General features: G+C 74.4%; 13 protein-coding genes and 2 tRNA genes. 8 read left to right on the top strand and 7 right to left on the bottom strand.

Annotated elements, in window-relative coordinates; translation table 11 throughout:
• Positions 1-8 precede the first annotated feature (8 nt).
• From Q0795_RS09395 to argS, 7 genes are all read right to left on the bottom strand, one after another.
• Positions 9-908 (bottom strand): L-threonylcarbamoyladenylate synthase, encoded by a 900-nt coding sequence (locus Q0795_RS09395; RefSeq protein ID WP_298889096.1) that lies wholly within the window; start codon positions 906-908, stop codon positions 9-11.
• Between the two features lie 297 nt (positions 909-1,205).
• A complete protein-coding gene (prmC, locus tag Q0795_RS09400; RefSeq protein WP_298889098.1) occupies positions 1,206-2,057 on the bottom strand; it encodes a peptide chain release factor N(5)-glutamine methyltransferase in 852 nt (283 codons plus the stop codon).
• A 115-nt stretch (positions 2,058-2,172) separates the two neighbouring features.
• Entirely contained in the window at positions 2,173-3,252 is a 1,080-nt protein-coding gene (prfA, locus tag Q0795_RS09405; protein WP_298889100.1) for a peptide chain release factor 1, read from the bottom strand.
• Between the two features lie 82 nt (positions 3,253-3,334).
• Positions 3,335-3,550, bottom strand: a complete 216-nt coding sequence (rpmE, locus tag Q0795_RS09410; RefSeq protein ID WP_058890808.1) for a 50S ribosomal protein L31 — start codon at positions 3,548-3,550, stop codon at positions 3,335-3,337.
• A 110-nt stretch (positions 3,551-3,660) separates the two neighbouring features.
• Entirely contained in the window at positions 3,661-5,619 is a 1,959-nt protein-coding gene (rho, locus tag Q0795_RS09415; protein WP_298889102.1) for a transcription termination factor Rho, read from the bottom strand.
• A gap of 249 nt (positions 5,620-5,868) precedes the next feature.
• Entirely contained in the window at positions 5,869-6,861 is a 993-nt protein-coding gene (locus Q0795_RS09420) for a homoserine dehydrogenase (RefSeq protein ID WP_298889104.1), read from the bottom strand.
• A gap of 65 nt (positions 6,862-6,926) precedes the next feature.
• The gene (gene argS, locus Q0795_RS09425; protein WP_298889107.1) at positions 6,927-8,588 is read right to left on the bottom strand and encodes an arginine--tRNA ligase; all 1,662 of its coding nucleotides are present in this window, start codon (positions 8,586-8,588) and stop codon (positions 6,927-6,929) included.
• An 84-nt stretch (positions 8,589-8,672) separates the two neighbouring features.
• Between argS and Q0795_RS09430 the strand changes: the two genes are divergently transcribed.
• From Q0795_RS09430 to Q0795_RS09465, 8 genes are all read left to right on the top strand, one after another.
• Positions 8,673-8,744 (top strand) — tRNA-Arg (locus Q0795_RS09430).
• Between the two features lie 42 nt (positions 8,745-8,786).
• Positions 8,787-8,880 (top strand) — tRNA-Sec (locus tag Q0795_RS09435).
• Positions 8,881-8,931: 51 nt separating this feature from the next.
• Complete coding sequence (locus Q0795_RS09440; RefSeq protein WP_298889109.1) at positions 8,932-9,816, top strand: class I SAM-dependent methyltransferase; 885 nt, start codon at positions 8,932-8,934, stop codon at positions 9,814-9,816.
• Positions 9,792-11,186 carry an FAD-binding oxidoreductase gene (locus Q0795_RS09445; RefSeq protein ID WP_298889111.1) on the top strand — a complete coding sequence of 465 codons (1,395 nt, stop codon included), beginning with the start codon at positions 9,792-9,794 and terminating at the stop codon, positions 11,184-11,186. The genes Q0795_RS09440 and Q0795_RS09445 overlap by 25 nt, the downstream gene beginning before the upstream one ends.
• Before the next feature lie 28 nt (positions 11,187-11,214).
• Positions 11,215-12,660, top strand: a complete 1,446-nt coding sequence (gene selA, locus Q0795_RS09450; protein WP_298889113.1) for an L-seryl-tRNA(Sec) selenium transferase — start codon at positions 11,215-11,217, stop codon at positions 12,658-12,660.
• Positions 12,657-14,348 (top strand): selenocysteine-specific translation elongation factor, encoded by a 1,692-nt coding sequence (gene selB / locus Q0795_RS09455; protein WP_298889115.1) that lies wholly within the window; start codon positions 12,657-12,659, stop codon positions 14,346-14,348. The genes selA and selB overlap by 4 nt, the downstream gene beginning before the upstream one ends.
• Before the next feature lie 168 nt (positions 14,349-14,516).
• Positions 14,517-15,551, top strand: a complete 1,035-nt coding sequence (selD, locus tag Q0795_RS09460; protein WP_298889117.1) for a selenide, water dikinase SelD — start codon at positions 14,517-14,519, stop codon at positions 15,549-15,551.
• A 216-nt stretch (positions 15,552-15,767) separates the two neighbouring features.
• The gene (locus Q0795_RS09465; RefSeq protein ID WP_298889119.1) at positions 15,768-17,201 is read left to right on the top strand and encodes an aldehyde dehydrogenase family protein; all 1,434 of its coding nucleotides are present in this window, start codon (positions 15,768-15,770) and stop codon (positions 17,199-17,201) included.
• The last annotated feature ends 1 nt before the right edge of the window (position 17,202 follow it).

Below are 17,202 nucleotides of genomic sequence, written 5' to 3' on the forward strand. Positions count from 1 at the left end.
GGCCCACTCTATGGGGTGGCTGCGCTCTCGTCGGCCCGCGGCGCGGCGACCGTGCGCACGGCCTCGGCCGGCACCCGCACCCCGCTCGGGGTGACCGAGCCGACCAGGCTCGCCCGCTCCCCGTCCCCCGGGTCCGCAGGACCCGGCTCGTCCGCCTGGTCGGGGGTGCTCGTGCTCGTCGCGGCGACCGCCGCCTCCGGGGAGTCGTGCAGGACCGTGGTGCCCAGCACCCCGCGGATCTCCTCGGAGCCCAGCGCGCCCAGCCGCAGGACGACGGGCTCCTCCCCCGTGCAGTCCAGGATCGTCGAGGGCTGCCCTCCGGTGCGCGGACCGCCGTCGAGGTAGGCCGCGACCGCGCCACCGAGCTGGTCCAGGGCCTCCTGCGCCGTGGTGGCGGCGGGCTGACCGGTGACGTTGGCGCTGGTCACCGCCAGGGGCCCGACCTCGGCGAGCAGCTCCAGGGCGAGCTCGTCGTCGGGCATGCGCAGCGCCACGGTCCCGTTGGTCTCGCCCAGGTCCCACTGCAGCGACGGCTGCGCCCGCAGCACGAGGGTGAGCGGCCCGGGCCAGAAGTGCCGCATGAGGATGCGGGCGTACATCGGCACGTCGGTCGCCAGCCCGTCGACCGTGCGCGGGTTGGGCACGAGGACCGGTGGAGGCATCTCCCGGCCGCGGTGCTTGGCCGCGAGCACCATCGCCACCGCGACGACGTCGAAGGCGTCGGCGCCGACACCGTAGACCGTGTCGGTCGGCAGGACGACCACCTTGCCCTCGCGCACGACCGCCGCCGCACGCGCGAGGGCGTCCTCCCGCTGCTGCTCGTCGACGCAGTCGAGCAGGCGGTCCTGCAGCGGCGCGGTGCCGGACATGGGGCCTCCGTCGGGGTGCTCGGTGTGGACGAGGATCATCTTCCCACGTCAGGCCCGCGGCGCTTCGACTTGCACGACGCCGGCGGAACCAGTTGGGTGAGGTGTTGCCCACGGCGGGCGCACCCGCGCGCCCGCCTCGACACAAGGAGAGTGACCCGTATGCGTGGTAGCGGCCTGATCTGGACCATCGTGGGCGTTCTGCTCATCATCGCCCTGCTGATCTTCATCTTCTGATCACCCCCGACCCCTGAGCGTCGGTGCCCCGAGGGGCGCCGACCGACGGCCCAACCGAGCCCCGGAGCCGCTGGCTCCGGGGCTCGTCCGTGTCCGCAGCCGTCAGGGACGGGTGGCGACGACGACCCGCGGGCGACCGGCGAGGTCGTCGTGGTCGGTGACGGACGTCCACCCGGCGTGGGTCAGCAGCTCGACGGCCGACCCGGACTGCACGTCGGCGTGCTCCATGAGGAGCACCCCGCCCGGGCGCAGCAGGGCCATCGCCCGCGCGGCGAGCAGGCCCGGCAGCAGCAGCCCGTCCGCCCCACCGCCGTAGAGCGCGACCTCGGGATCGTGGTCCCGGACCTCGACGTCCACCGGCACGGCGTCGGGAGGGATGTACGGAGGGTTGCTCACCACGACGTCCACCCGGCCGAGCCGGTCCTCGAAGGACTCCTGGGCCGGGCCGAGGCGCAGGTCGACCGCGAGCCCGGTGCGCCCCAGATTGGCCTGGGCGTAGCGGTGCGCGTCCGGCGCCAGCTCGACGGCACCGACCCGGGCGTCCGGGCGCCGGTGCGCGAGCGCCAGCGCGACCGCCCCGCTTCCCGTGCACAGGTCCACCACGGAGGGGCTCTGCAACGGCTCCAGAGCCGCCAGTGCCAGGTGGACGAGCGTCTCGGTCTCCGGGCGAGGCACGAACACCCCGGGCCCCACGAGCAGCTCGAGGCCGGAGAACCAGGCGGTCCCCGTGAGGTGCTGCAGCGGCACCCGGTCAGCGCGGCGCACCACGAGCTCCAGGAACGCGCCGTGGGCCTCCGGGGGCACCTGCTCGCGCATCACCCGGGCCCGGCGCAGCTGCGGACCGTCCAGCCCCATCGCGTGGGCCAGCAGCAGCTCGGCGTCGACCTCCGGGCTGGCAACCCCCGCCTCTTGGAGCCGGCCGGTGGCGGCGCGGACGAGCTCGTCGACGCTCACGACGCCGTCCCGCTCGTCGCCGACCTCACCTCGGGGGCCGAGGACCGCTGGCGTGCTGGCTGCGTGTCGTCCTGACGCTGACGCCCCGGGGCCGCCACGGCGCGCGGGTCCGGCGTCACTGCTCCCCCGCCGCCGCCAACCGGGCGGCCTCGTCGGCCTCGACCGCGGACCGCACCACCGGGTCGAGGTCGCCGTCCAGGACCTGGTCCAGGTTGTAGGCCTTGAAGCCGGTGCGGTGGTCGGCGATGCGGTTCTCACCGAAGTTGTAGGTGCGGATCCGCTCGCTGCGGTCCACCGTGCGGATCTGGCTGCGCCGGGCCGCGCTCGCCGCCTGCTCCGCCTCCTCGACCGCGATCTGGTGCAGACGGGCACGCAGCACGCGCAGCGCGGACTCCTTGTTCTGGAGCTGGCTCTTCTCGTTCTGGCAGGAGACGACCAGGCCGGTCGGCAAGTGGGTGATGCGCACGGCCGAGTCGGTGGTGTTCACCGACTGGCCCCCCGGCCCCGAGGAACGGAACACGTCGACCTTGAGGTCGTTCGGGTCCAGCTCGACCTCCGCGGGGTCCTCGAGGTCCGGCATGACCAGCACCCCGGCGGCGGAGGTATGCACCCGCCCCTGGCTCTCGGTCACGGGGACGCGCTGCACGCGGTGGACGCCGCCCTCGTACTTCAGCCGCGCCCACGGCGCCTCGCCCGGCGCCGGCGAGCCTGTGGCCGTCACCGAGACGCGGGCCTCCTTGTAGCCCCCGAGGTCGGACGGGGTGGCGTCCAGCAGCTCGGTGCGCCACCCGCGGCGCTCGGCGTAGCGGAGGTACATCCGCAGGAGGTCACCGGCGAACAGGGCGGACTCCTCTCCCCCCTCACCGGCCTTGACCTCGAGGATGACGTCACGGTCGTCGTCGGGGTCTCGGGGCACCAGCTGGCGGCGCAGCCGTTCGGCGGCGTCCTGCTCGGCGGCCTCGAGGGCGGGGAGCTCCTGGGCGAAGCCCTCGTCCTCCGCGGCGAGCTCGCGCGCGGCCTCCAGGTCCCCCCTCGCGGCCTCCCAGGCCCGGTATGCCGTGACCGTCGCCGTGAGAGCGGCATACCGGGTGTTGAGGCGGCGCAGCGCCCCCGGGTCGCCGTGCACCGCGGGGTCGGCGAGCCGGCGCTCGAGGTCGGCGTGCTCCTCGAGCAGCGGCCGGGCGGAGTCGAACACCGTGTCCTCCTAGGGACGAGCCGGGGCCGGGACGACGAACGCCGGCCCCGCGAGCTCTCGCGGGGCCGGCGGGACGTGGCTGCTAGTTGGCGGCCTTCTTGCCGTAGCGCTCCTGGAAGCGGGCGACGCGCCCACCGGTGTCCAGGATCTTCTGCTTGCCGGTGTAGAAGGGGTGGCACTGGGAGCAGACGTCGGCGCTGATGCGGCCCGACGTCGCGGTGCTGCGGGTGGTGAACGACGCACCGCAGGTGCAGGTGACCTGGGTCTCGACGTACTCCGGGTGGATGTCCTTCTGCATGTCTCTCCTTGGGTGGCGTGGTGTCCCCGGGTCGACCGCGCGGGAGCGCGGTCGTGAACCGGTGGGCCAGCGGATCAGTCTACGCGACCGGGGTCGGTGCCGTGCACCGCTCAGTCGTCGTCGTCCAGCCGGACCGAGCTGGTCTGCTGGACCTGGGTGAGGAACTCGTAGTTGTGCTTCGTCTTCTTCAACCGGTCGAGGAGCAGCTCGATTCCCTGCTGCTGGTCGAGGGCGGACAGCACACGGCGCAGCTTCCACATGATCTTGAGCTCCTCCGACGACATGAGGATCTCCTCGCGCCGGGTGCTCGAGGCGTTGACGTCGACGGCCGGGAAGGTCCGGCGGTCGGCCAGGTGACGGGAGAGCTTGAGCTCCATGTTGCCGGTGCCCTTGAACTCCTCGAAGATGACCTCGTCCATCTTGGAGCCGGTCTCCACCAGCGCCGTCGCGAGGATCGTCAGCGAGCCGCCCTCCTCGATGTTGCGCGCGGCACCGAAGAACTTCTTCGGCGGGTAGAGCGCGGCGGAGTCGACACCACCGGACAGGATCCGGCCCGAGGCCGGGGCCGCCAGGTTGTAGGCGCGGCCCAGGCGGGTGATGCCGTCGAGCAGCACCACCACGTCCTGGCCCAGCTCGACGAGGCGCTTGGCCCGCTCGATCGCCAGCTCGGCCACCATCGTGTGGTCGCTCGCCGGGCGGTCGAAGGTCGAGGAGATGACCTCGCCCTTGACGTTGCGCTGGAAGTCGGTGACCTCCTCCGGACGCTCGTCCACCAGGACGATCATCAGGTGCACCTCGGGGTTGTTGGTGGTGATGGCGTTGGCGATGGACTGCATGACCATCGTCTTGCCCGCCTTGGGCGGGCTGACGATGAGACCGCGCTGGCCCTTGCCGATCGGCGTCACCAGGTCGATGACCCGGGTGGTGAGGTTCTTCTGCTCGGTCTCCAGCCGCAGCCGCTGCTGCGGGTAGAGCGGGGTGAGGCTGGAGAAGTCCGGCCGACGGCGGCCCTGGTCGGGCTCCTGACCGTTGATGCTGTCCAGCCGCACGAGGGCGCTGAACTTGCCCTTGTCCCGCTTGTTGCCGGTCGAGGACACGGTGTGCTGCCCGACGTCGCTGCCGTCCTGCGGGGCCTTGATGGCACCCGTGACCGCGTCGCCCTTGCGCAGGCCGTGCTTCTTGACCAGGCCCATCGGGACGTAGACGTCGGTCGGGCCGGGGAGGTACCCGGTGGTCCGGATGAAGGCGTAGTTGTCGAGCAGGTCCACGACACCGCCGACGGGGACGAGCACGTCCTCCTCGGAGTAGCTCTCGGGGGAGTCCTGCTGCTGCTGGCCTCCCGACGCGGGCTGGGCACCACGGCCCCGCTTGCGGTCGCGGTTGCGGTTGCGGCTGCGCCGACGTCCGCGCCGGCCTCCCTCGTCGTCGCCCCAGTCGCCGTCGCCGTCCCGGCCCTGCTGATCGCCCCGGTCGGGCTGGCGGCGGTCGTCCTGCCGGCCGTCGCGGGCCTGCTGCCCCTGGCGGTCGTCCTGGTTGCGCTGGCCGCCCTCACGACGCTCGTCCTGGCGACGCTCGTCCTGGCGGCGGTCGTCCTGGCGGCGCTCGTCCGGGCCGCCCTCACGGCCCTGCTGACCCTGGCGGTCGTCCTGGCTGCGCTGAGCGCCCTCACGGCGGTCCTCGCCGTTCGGCGCGGAGCCCCCGCCCACCGGGTCGCCCTGGGCGCGCTCCTGCTGGTCGGCCTGCCGGTCCTGCTCGCTGCGGGGCGCGCCGGCGCTGGAGCCGCCGCGGCGGCTGCGCCGTGTGCGCGAGCCCCCGGCGGTGCCGGTGGTCTCCTCGCGCTCGGCCTGCGCGCGGTCCAGGGCGGCCTCGATGGCGTCCTGACGACCGGCGGAGCCGTTGGTGCTGGCAGCGCCCCCGCGCTGATCCCGGATGGCGGAGACCAGGTCGGCCTTGCGCATCTTGTTGTTCACGGTGATACCCATGCCCGACGCGAGCTCCTGGAGCTCGGCCAGACGAAGGGTGCTCAGCGCGCCCGTGCGGGTCGCGCCGGCGTCGGTGATCTCAGTCACGTGGGATTCCTTCCCCCTCGGTCGCAACCGGTTCGGGGCCTAGGGTGTCGCGGTGCACGGAAGGTGGCACCGCTGTCGGACTCGGCACGGGGACGACCGGTGCAGCGGCCTCAGTATCAGGACACGTCGCGAAGCCGACGGCCCGTGCGTGGAGTGCCTCGGAGCCGTTCACCGATGTGTCCGGCCGTGTCACGAGGCGCCCTCACGATAACACGGGGGCGGGCCCGGACCATACCCGCCGCGAGGCCCTCACCCCACCCGCGTCGCCCGGGACGCCCGGACCAGGTCCCCCAGCACGGCCGAGGCGGTCTGGTCGCCGCCGGCACCCGCGCCGGTGAGCCGCACGGTCCCCGCCAGCACGGCCTCGACCTCCACGACGTTGGTCCCGCCGCGGGCCTGCGCCAGCGGGTCGACGGCGGGGAGCGCGGTGGGAGCGACCCAGGCCCGAACCCGGCCGTCGGCGTCCCTCCTCGCGTCCGCCACGAGCTTGAGCACCTCGCCCCGACCGGCGGCGGCCGCGAAGTCGGCGTCGGTCAGTCCCGAGATTCCCGTCGTCCCGACCTCCTCCAGGGGCACCGGCACCCCCCAGGCCGTCCGGGCCAGGATGGCGACCTTGGCGGCGGCGTCCAGACCCTCGAGGTCCTCGGTGGGGTCCGCCTCGAGGTAGCCCAGCTCACCGGCCTGCCGGACGGCGTCGGCGAAGGGCACGCCCTCGCGGGCCACCAGGTCGAGCACGTAGTTGGTGGAGCCGTTGACGATCCCCCGGATCGCCGTGATCTCGTCGCCGGCCAGCGACTCGCGCACGACCGCCAGGACCGGCACCGCAGCCATGACCGCGGCCTCGTAGTGCAGCCCTCCCCCGTGCTCGCGGGCGAGCGCGTGCAGGCCCTCGCCCCGGCGCGCCACGAGCTGCTTGTTGGCCGTGACCACCTGCGCACCCCGCCGCAGCGCGGCCTCGACGAGCGACCCGGCCGGCTCGATCCCGCCCATGACCTCGACGACCACCTCGGCGTCCGGGTCCGCGGCGAGCGCGGCGGCGTCGGTGGTGAGCAGGTGCGCCGGTATGCCGTCGCGCACCCTGGTGGCGTCGCGGACCGCGACCCCGGTGAGCTCGGGGCGCCGACCCAGCGTCGCGGCATACCGGTCGTCGTGCTGCAGCAGGTGACGGGCGACAGCGGCGCCGACGGTGCCGCCACCGAGCAGGGCGACGCGCAGGACGGAGGAGGGGGCGGGAGAGGGCACGGGCGGCTCCAGGGGTCGGGGGCGGGGCGGTCCGGCGCCGGCACGGAGGTGCCCGGCGCCCTCGGTCACATGCGCTCGGGCGCGCTGACGCCGAGCAGCGTCAGGCCGTTGGCCAGCACCTGGCGGGTGGCGTCGTTGAGCCACAGGCGGGAGCGGTGCAGGTCGGTGATCTCCTCCTCGGCGCTCATCGGCCGGACCCGGCACTCGTCGTACCACTTGTGGAAGTGGCTCGACAGGTCCTCCAGGTAGCGCGCCACCCGGTGCGGCTCACGCAGCTGGGCGGACTGGGCGACGACCCGGGGGAAGTCACCGAGGGCCGCGAGGAGGACCGACTCGGTGTGGTGGTCCAGCAGACCGGGGGCGAAGCCGTCCTCGCGGCGCACCCCGTCCTCGCCGGCGAGCCGGGCGACGTTGCAGGTGCGGGCGTGGGCGTACTGCACGTAGAAGACCGGGTTGTCGTTGGACCGCCGGCGCAGCTCCTCCCCGTCCAGGTCGAGCGGGGTGTCCGCGGGGAAGCGGCCCAGGCTGTAGCGGATGGGGTCGGCCCCGATCCACTCCAGCAGGTCCGAGAGGTAGACCGCGTTGCCGCGGCGCCGGCCCATCCGCTCCCCGCTGATGTTGATGAGCTGGCCGATGAGGACCTCGATGTTGGTCTCCGGGTCGTCGCCCGCGCAGGCGGCGATGGCCTTGAGCCGCCCGACGTAGCCGTGGTGGTCGGCCCCGAGCATGTAGACCTTCTCGGTGAACCCGCGGTCCTTCTTGGACAGGTAGTAGGCGCAGTCGGCGGCGAAGTAGGTCGGCTCGCCGTTGGCCCGGATGAGGACACGGTCCTTGTCGTCGCCGAAGTCGGTGGTGCGCAGCCACACCGCGCCGTCGGCGTCGAAGACGTGGCCCTGCTCCCGCAGCCGGTCCACGGCCTGCTCGACGGCACCCGCGTCGTGCAGGCTCTTCTCGCTGAACCACACGTCGAAGGTCACGTGGAAGGCGGTCAGCGTCTGCTGGTTGGCCGCGACCTGCAGCGCCATGCCGGTCTCCCGGCACACCTCGAGCGCCTCCTGCTCGGGCAGCGACAACAGGTCCGGACGGGCCCGCTGCACCTGCTCGGCGAGCGCGTCGACGTAGTCCCCGGCGTAGCCGCCCTCCGGCACCTCCTCGCCGCGGGCACGGGCCAGGACCGAGGACGCCAGCCGCACCGTCTGCGCGCCCGCGTCGTTGGTGTAGTGCTCGGCGGTGACGGCCGCGCCGCTGGCCGCAAGCAGCCGGTGCAGCGCGTCACCGAGGGCGGCCCATCGCGTGTGCCCGATGTGCAGCGGCCCGGTCGGGTTGGCCGACACGAACTCGAGGTTGATGGTGCGCCCGGACATGGTGTCGTTGTGGCCGTAGACGGCGCCGGCCTCGACGATGTCCCGGGCCAGCGCGCCCGCGCTCGCGGCGTCCAGGGTGATGTTGAGGAAGCCCGGTCCGGCGACCTCGACCCCGGCGACCCCCTCGACGGCGCCCAGCCCGGCGGCGACGACCTCGGCGACCTGGCGCGGCGGCATACCCGCCCGCTTGGCCAGCTGCATCGCGACGTTGCTCGCCCAGTCGCCGTGCTCGCGGCTGCGCGGCCGCTCCACGCGCAGCGCCTCGACGGCCGGCAGGTCACCCTGCGCCAGGGGCAGGTCACCGGCCTCCACGGCCTCGGTGAGCACGGCATGGATCGCTGCAGCGAGCTGTTCGGGGGTCACCCGCTGCAGTCTAGGGCCGCCGCCCACCGCCTCAGCACGGGGATTTCAGCCACCCCTGCGACGCTGCTAGAGTTGTTCGCTGTTGCCCCCGTAGCTCAGGGGATAGAGCACCGCCCTCCGGAGGCGGGTGCGCAGGTTCGAATCCTGCCGGGGGCGCTCCCCTCCTTCGGGAGGAGGCGCAGGCAACACTCCTGCGAGGGAGGTGTCAGGGTTCCTGGTGGGCCCCCCGGGTTTCAAACCCGTGGAACGGCGACTCGTCGTCGTTGGCAGGTTCGATTCCTGTCCGCCTCCGCCTCTAGCGGTGCTACCCTCGCGGGCACCAGCGACGCCGCGAGGGGGGATCGTGCAGCCGCACCGCGCCAGTTCCACCGCGCGCCTCATCGCTCTCAGCACCGTCTTCCTCTCCCACCAGCCTCGCGACCGCGACCTGCTACCCCCTGAGGCCGCCGCGCTGTCCGAGAGTCTGCTCACGCGGACGGCACCCCTGGCGCTCCGGCTCATCCGGGCGCTGTCCCGACCGGGCGCCCGGGGCTTGGTCCTCGGGTTCGAACGCCTGGTGCTGCCGGGCATCCAGCGTCACTACGCCGCGCGCAAGCGCTACATCGAGGACGCGGCACGAGCCTTTCTCGCCGGGGCCGGTGGGCAGCTGCTGGTCATCGGGGCCGGCCTGGACACCCTCGCCACCCGGATAGCCCGCGACATGCCCGACATCCGGTGCGTGGAGCTGGACCACCCGGCGACATCGGCGCTCAAGCGGGACGCGATGGGCGGCGATGTCCCCGCCAACCTGGTCCTGGTCCCCCTCGACCTGGGCCGTAGCCCGTGGGCGGAGGCGGAGGGGATCGACCCGGCGCTGCCGACCTTCGTCGTCCTGGAGGGCGTGACGATGTACCTCACCGAGCAGGCGGTCGAGGAGACCCTGCAGGGCTGCGCGCGGATGGCCCCGGGCTCCCAGCTGGTCTGGACGTTCATGCACCCGGACGCACGGGGCCACGTCCGCTTCCACCAGGCCCGAGCGGCGGTCTCCGCCTGGCTCGCCAGCCGGCGCGAGCCCTTCACCTGGGGGTTGGCGCTCGGGGTCGTGCCCGAGTTCCTCGCCCCGCTCGGCCTGGAGCCCCAGGAGATCGTCACGGCGACCCAGCTCCGGGCCCGCTACCTCGACCCGCGAGGGATCGACGGGGCGCTGGCGCAAGGAGAGGCGCTGTGCCTGACCCGGACGACCGAGTGATCCTCAACGACCTGCACTCGCGGCTCAACACCACCCGGGTCCGGACGGTTCACGCCCCGACGTCCACCGCCGACGTCGTCGCCGCGGTGCGCTCCGCGGCCGCCCAGGGCGCGTCGGTCTCGATCTGCGGCGGCCGGCACGCCATGGGTGGTCAGCAGTTCGGGGAGGACGCCGTCCAGCTCGACCTGTCCGACCTCACCGCCGTCCGTGCCTTCGACCCCGAGCGGGCGCTGCTGTCGGTGGGCGCCGGCATCCAGTGGCCGGGCCTCGTCCGTGAGCTGGAGCAGGCCTCCTCCGGGTCCTCACGCCCCCTGACCTTCCGGCAGAAGCAGACCGGTGCCGACCGGCTCAGCCTGGGCGGGGCGCTGGCGGCCAACGTGCACGGGCGTGGGTTGCGGTTCAGGCCCTTCATCGACGACGTGGAGTCCTTCGTCCTGGTCGGCGCCGAGGGCGAGATACACCACTGCTCACGGACCGAGGAGGCCGAGCTGTTCGCCCTGGCCATCGGCGGCTATGGCCTCTTCGGAGTCATCACCGAGGTCACCCTGCGGCTCGTCCCCCGCCACCACCTGCGCCGCAACGTCGAGATCCTGGACCTGCGCGAGGTGGAGCGCTCGTTCGAGGACCGCCTGCGCGCGGGTGCCACCTACGGCGACTTCCAGTTCGTCACCGATCCGCAGGCCACCGGCTTCCTCGACCGTGGCGTGCTGGCGTCCTACGTGCCGGTGCCGGACGACGTCGTCCCGACCGCGGACCCCGTGGAGCTCACCGCCGAGCGGTGGCAGCAGCTCCTCTCCCTGGCCCACACCGACAAGGCCCGTGCCTTCGACCTCTACTCCGCGCACTACCTCAGCACCGACGGGCAGGTCTACCGCTCCGACCTGCACCAGATGGGTGTCTACGTGGACGGGTACCACGACGCCCTCGGCGGCCCGGCAGCCAGCGAGATGATCACGGAGGTCTACGTCCCCCGCGGGGAGCTCATCTCCTTCATGCGCGCCTGTCAGGAGGACTTCCGCGCCCACGACGTCGAGTGCATCTACGGCACCGTCCGGGTGATCGAGCCGGACGACGAGAGCTTCCTGCCCTGGGCGCAGGGCGCGCGGGCGTGCGTCATCTTCAACCTGCACGTGGAGCACGACCTCGCCGGCATCAACAAGGCCGCCGCCGACTTCCGCCGGATCATCGACCGGGCACTGGAGCGCGGCGGCTCCTTCTACCTCACCTACCACAGGTGGGCGAGCCGGTCCCAGCTGCTCGCCGCCCACCCCACCCTTCCGGCCTTCCTCGCCGAGAAGCACCGCCACGACCCCGACGACCGCTTCCAGAGCGAGTGGTACCGCCACCTGCGGCGGACCCTCGAGGACTGACCCGGGTCGAGGGGTCACAATCAACCGGGTGAGGACGACTCCAGGCGCCGCGGCAGGGTCCCCCGACCCGCGCCGCGGCATACCCCCCGTGGACGCGCTGCTGACCGATCCCTCGGTCAGCCACCACGCCAGCCGGCTCGGCCGTCCCCGCGCGCTGGAGGTCGTGCGGGAGGTCCAGCGGCAGGCCCGCCAGGGGGCGCTCCCGGCCGCGGAGGTGGTGACCGTGGTCGCGACCCGGCTCGCCGGGCTCGCCGGGTCCCCCGGCCCCCGGCCGGTCCTCAACGCGACCGGGGTGGTCGTGCACACCAACCTGGGGCGAGCCCCGCTCAGCGAGGCGGCGCGGGCCGCCCTGGCCGACGCGTCGGGGTATGCCGACGTCGAGCTCGACCTCGCCACCGGTCGTCGCGGGCGCCGGGGCGGGTCCGTGGTCGACGCCCTGCTGCGGGCCGTGCCCGAGGCGGAGGACGCCCTCGTCGTCAACAACGGTGCCGCCGGCCTCCTGCTCGCCACGACCGCGCTCGCCGCCGGGCGCCAGGTGCTCGTCAGCCGCGGGGAGCTCGTCGAGATCGGCGACGGCTTCCGGCTGCCCGACCTCATCGAGTCCGGCGGTGCCCGCCTGCGGGAGGTCGGCACCACCAACCGCACCCACCTGGCCGACTACGAGCACGCTCTGGCGCAGGGATCTGGAGACGGGACCACCGGGACGGCACGGAGCTCGATCGCGGCCCTGCTCAAGGTCCACCCCAGCAACTTCCGGGTGGCCGGCTTCACCGCGAGCGTGCCCGTCGCCGACCTGGCAATGGTCGCCCACCGTGCCGGGCTCCCCCTCGTCGTCGACACCGGCAGCGGCCTGCTGGAGTCGGACCCGATGCTCACCGGCGAGCCGGACGCCCGCACCACGCTGCGCGACGGCGCCGGACTGGTGACCGCGAGCGCCGACAAGCTCCTCGGTGGCCCGCAGGCCGGCCTCATCCTCGGCGACGTCGACCTCGTCGCGCGCCTGCGTCGTCACCCGATGGCCCGGGCGCTGCGTGTCGACAAGCTCACCCTCGCCGCGCTGGAGGCCACGCTGCGTGACCCTGCGGCAGCGCCGGTGACGGTGGCGCGCCGGGCGTCCGCCCACGAGCTGCGGGCGCGGGCGGACGCGCTCCACCGCGCGCTGGTCGACCACGGCCTGCCCTGCGAGGTCGTCGAGCACGACGGCCGGGTGGGGGGCGGTGGCGCACCCGAGGTGCCGCTGCCCGGGTGGGCGATCGCCCTGCCCGAAGGCCTGGCCGCCCCGTTGCGCCTCGGTGACCCCGCCGTGCTGGCGCGGGTGCACGACGGGCGCTGCCTGGTGGACCCGCGCTGTGTGCCGCCCGCACAGGACGACGTGCTGGCCGGTGCGGTCCTCGCCGCAGCCGGACGGGCCGGTGACGTCGGGGTCAAGGACGCGGGCCACGTGCCACCGACGGGTGGGCACCCGGCGCCATGAGCGTCATCGCCACCGCCGGCCACGTCGACCACGGCAAGTCGGCCCTGGTCCGCGCGCTCACCGGGATCGAGCCGGACCGCTGGGAGGCCGAGCGTCGTCGCGGTCTGACCATCGATCTCGGGTATGCCTGGACCACCCTGCCCGGGGCCGGCACGGTCGCCTTCGTCGACGTCCCCGGCCACCGGCGCTTCATCGGCAACATGCTCTCCGGCATCGGGCCGGCGGCGGGGGTGCTCCTCGTCGTCGCGGCCGACGGCGGGTGGAGCGCCCAGTCGACCGAGCACCTGCGCGCCGCCCACGCACTGCGCTTGGAGCACGGCGTCCTCGCCGTCACCCGCAGCGACCTCGCCGACCCTGACCCGACCCTCGCCGAGTCACGGTCACGCCTGCGCGGCACCAGCCTGGACGGCATACCGGCCGTCACGGTCTCGGCCCGGACCGGGACCGGCCTGGAGGGGCTGCGGGAGGAGCTCGCGGCCCTCGCCCGGCGGATGCCGCGACCCCCCGCAGACTCCCCGGTGCGCCTGTGGGTCGACCGCAGCTTCACGGTGCGCGGTGCCGGCACCGTGGTCACCGGAACCCTGGCCGCGGGCACCGTGCGCCCGGGCGACCACCTGGCCCTCACCACCCTGGGCGGACGGGAGCGCGACGTGGTCGTGCGAGGCGTGCACAGCATGGATCGCGCGGTCGAGGCGGCGGCCGGCCCCGCGCGGGTCGCGCTCAACCTGCGTGGGGTGGACGTCGAGGACGTGGGGCGCGGCCAGACATTGCTCTCCCCCGACCACTCGTGGTGGCCGACCGTCACGGCTGACGTGCTCCTGGACGACGACGAGCTGCCTGCAGAGGTCACCGCCCACGTCGGGACGGCTGCGGTCTCCGCCCGGCTCCGTCTGCTGGCGGGCCGGCACGCGCGGGTCTCCTGGCAGACGCCGGTGCCGCTCGCCCCCGGGGACCGCCTCATCCTGCGCGACCCCGGCCGCGAGGGCTCCCTCGTCGGCGCCCTCGTCCTCGACGCGATCACCCCTCCGCTGCGGCGCACCGGGGCCGCGCGGGCCCGGGCGTCCGCGCTCACGGCGGCGGCCGGTGCCACCACGACGATCGCGGGCCGCGCGGTGTCCCGGGCCACCGCGAGCGCCTGGCAGCTGGGGCTGGCCGATCTGCTCGCGCGGCGCGCCGACGCCGATCCGCTCACGCCGTGGGTGGAGGAGGAGGCCGCACTGACGGAGCTGCGCCGCCGGGTCGGTATGCCGGATCTCGCCACGCTGCGCGCCGTCGCCTCGGGGTCGGGCCTGCGGGTCGAGGGTGGTCGCCTCGTGCGGCACGGCTCCGCCGCGCCGCAGGTCTCCTCCGGCCTCGACGCCCTGCTCCAGCGGCTGGCGGAGGACCCCCTCGACGCGCCGTCCCGCCCGGAGCTGGCCGCCCTGGGCCTGGGCGTGCGCGAGATCGCGGCCGCCGCGCGGTCCCAGTCCGTGCTCCGTCTGCCGGGTGACGTCCTCCTGGGCTCGACCGCGCCGACACTGGCCGTCGGGCTGCTGCGCGACCTGCCGCAGCCGTTCACCGCCGCCCAGGCCCGGGAGAGGCTCGGGACCAGCCGGCGGGTGCTCATCCCGCTCCTCGAGCACCTCGACGCCCGCGGCCGGACGCATCGTGGGGCCGACGGTCTGCGCACGGTCACCGCGTCCGGATGACCGCCGCCCCTGACCAGGGCACCACCGCTGCCACGGTCCGTCCGCAGTCCCCCTCCGCCGGCCTGCCCCATACCCCGAACGACGTGAGCCCCTCTTCGCCGCCCTGCCCCCGGGCGACCTGCCTGCGGTGCCGCCCTGCCCGCTGAACCGGCGCCTACGCTGCCTCCTATGACAGGCAGCCCCACCGCTCGACCACGTCTGACCACCCTCGCTGCCGGGGGTGGGTGCGCCTGCAAGATCCCGGCCGAGCGCCTGGAACGGATGGTCGCCGGCCTGGGGTGCGGCGAGGCCCGGCGGGACGCGGTCGGCGCACCCGGCACCCTGCTCGTCGGGCTGGAGCACGGTGACGACGCCGCCGCCGTGCGCCTCGACGAAGCCTCGGGCCTCGCGGTGCTCTCCACCGCCGACTTCTTCACCCCGGTCGTGGACGACCCCTTCGACTGGGGGCGCATCGCGGCCGCCAACGCGCTGTCCGACATCTACGCCATGGGTGGCAGGCCGATCCTCGCGATCAACCTGCTCGGCTGGCCGGCCGGGCTCGACGACGAGGTGGCCCGTGAGGTGCTCCGCGGCGGCGCGGCGGTCGCCACGGAGGCAGGGTGCCCGCTCGCCGGGGGCCACTCCATCACCGCTCCCGAGCCGACCTACGGCCTGGCCGTCACCGGCACCGCGCGCATCGACGCGCTCATCAGCAACGACGCGGCGCGACCTGGCCTGCCGATCACCCTCACCAAGCCCCTGGGCACCGGCATCCTCAACAACCGGCACGGCCGCACCGGGGAGGTGCACGCCGAGGCGGTCGCGACCATGACCGCCCTCAACCAGGCGGCCTCCGAGGCCGCGGTGGCCGCCGGCGTCCGGGCCGGGACCGACGTCACCGGCTTCGGCCTGCTCGGCCACCTGTGGAAGCTGTGCCGCGCCTCTGGCGTCGGTGCCGAGCTCGAGGTCGCCGCCGTCCCGACCATCTCGGGCGCCCGCGAGAGCCTCGCCGCGGGCTACCTGCCCGGCGGCAGCCGGCGCAACCTGGAGTGGGTGCGGCCGCACCTGCAGGTGGGAAACGGCGTGACCGAGGACGACCTGCTCCTGCTCGCCGACGCGCAGACCAGCGGCGGGCTGCTGCTCGTGGGCGAGCTCCCGCCCGGGGTCGGCACGGTCGTCGGCCGCACCCTGCCCTCGCCCCGCCCGACGCTCGCCCTGCGCTGACCGGCGGGATTCCTCTCGCAGCCGGTGGGTGGTGCTTCGCGCCTCCCTCCGGACCGGAAGGGCGCGACTGCACGGGTATGTCGCGGAATCGCCCCGGTGGGCGACATATTCGCTGCAGTCGCGCACCAGCGGACGGAATCGCCCCGGCGGGCGACATATCCGCTGCAGTCGCGCACCAGCGGACGGGATCGCCCCGCGGCGATCTACCGTGGGGGTATGCCCGAGCTCACCCTCCCCCTCGTCGCCGGCTCCTCCCTCGCGGTCGGTGACACCTACGACAACGTGGACCCGGCCGACGGCTCGGTCCTCGGGCAGGTCGCCCGCGGGGGCGCCGCCGAGGTGGACCAGGCCGTCCGGGCGGCGGCGCAGGCGCAGCCCGCGTGGGCGGCGACCCCCACCGAGCAGCGGGCCGACGTCCTGACCCGCCTGGCCGCCCTCGTCGACCGGGACCGCGAGCAGCTGGCCCGCACCGAGTCCCAGGACACCGGCAAGCCGCTGTCCCAGGCCCGCGCCGACGCCACGGTCGCCGCCCGCTACTTCCGCTACTACGGGCGTGTCGTCGAGGCGGCCTACGGCGACACGATCCCGCTCGGCCCGGACACCCACGTCTACACCCGGCGCGAGCCCTACGGCGTCGTCGGCAGCATCGTGGCCTGGAACTACCCGCTCCAGCTCGCGTCCCGCTCCATCGCCGCGGCCACCGCCACCGGCAACGCCGTCGTGCTCAAGCCGGCCGATGAGACCCCCAGGACGGCGGTGGCGCTGGCCGCCCTCGCGATGGAGGCGGGGCTCCCGGCGGGCGTGGTCAACGTCGTGCCGGGTCTGGGCGCCGAGGCGGGCGCTGCCCTGACCGCCCACCCCCAGGTGGCCCACCTCGGCTTCGTGGGCTCCACGCAGACCGGGCGGCAGGTGGCGCACGCCGCCGCGGAGCGGGTAGTCCCTGCGGTGCTGGAGCTGGGCGGCAAGTCCGCGCACGTCGTCTTCCCGGACGCGGACCTCGACGCCGCCGCCGAGGCCATCACCCGCAGCATCCTGCAGAACGCCGGCCAGACCTGCTCCGCCGGGTCCCGGCTCGTCGTGCACGAGGACGTCCGCGCCGAGCTGGTCGCCGCGGTCGCGGACCGCTTCCGGGCGACCACCCTCGGCTCCGGGCTGGACGACCCCGACCTCGGGCCCCTCGTCTCCCTGCGCCAGCAGGAGCGGGTGCGCGGCTACGTCGAGGGCGCCTCCAGCGGGGACGTCGTCGTGGGCGGCACGGCCCCGCCGCGCGACGGCACCCTCGCCGACGGGGCGTTCTGGCTGCCCACGCTCATCGACGGGGTCGACCCGAGGGATCCGATCGCCCAGGAGGAGGTCTTCGGGCCGGTGCTCGTGACCCTGCCCTTCGAGGACGAGGCCCAGGCCCTCGCACTCGCCAACGGCACGGCATACGGGCTGATCGCCGCGCTGTGGACCCGGGACCTGTCGCGGGCGCACCGCCTGGCGGGGGCGCTCGAGGCCGGTCAGGTCTTCGTCAACACCTTCGGTGCCGGCGGCGGCGTCGAGCTGCCGTTCGGCGGGGTCAAGGCCTCCGGCTACGGCCGGGAGAAGGGGATCGAGGCGCTGGCCGGCTTCACGCACACCAAGACCGTGGTCGTCCGGCTGGGCTGAG

This window comes from uncultured Serinicoccus sp. (assembly GCF_947487915.1).
Classification (GTDB): Bacteria; Actinomycetota; Actinomycetes; order Actinomycetales; family Dermatophilaceae; genus Ornithinicoccus.

What these genes read in the sequence shown, in the direction of transcription:
- Q0795_RS09465 (WP_298889119.1), top strand. Translation starts at nt 15,768, where the DNA reads ATGCCCGAGCTCACCCTCCCCCTCGTCGCCGGCTCCTCCCTCGCGGTC.
- Q0795_RS09395 (WP_298889096.1), bottom strand. Translation starts at nt 908, where the DNA reads ATGATCCTCGTCCACACCGAGCACCCCGACGGAGGCCCCATGTCCGGC.
- selD (WP_298889117.1), top strand. Translation starts at nt 14,517, where the DNA reads ATGACAGGCAGCCCCACCGCTCGACCACGTCTGACCACCCTCGCTGCC.
- rpmE (WP_058890808.1), bottom strand. Translation starts at nt 3,550, where the DNA reads ATGCAGAAGGACATCCACCCGGAGTACGTCGAGACCCAGGTCACCTGC.
- selB (WP_298889115.1), top strand. Translation starts at nt 12,657, where the DNA reads ATGAGCGTCATCGCCACCGCCGGCCACGTCGACCACGGCAAGTCGGCC.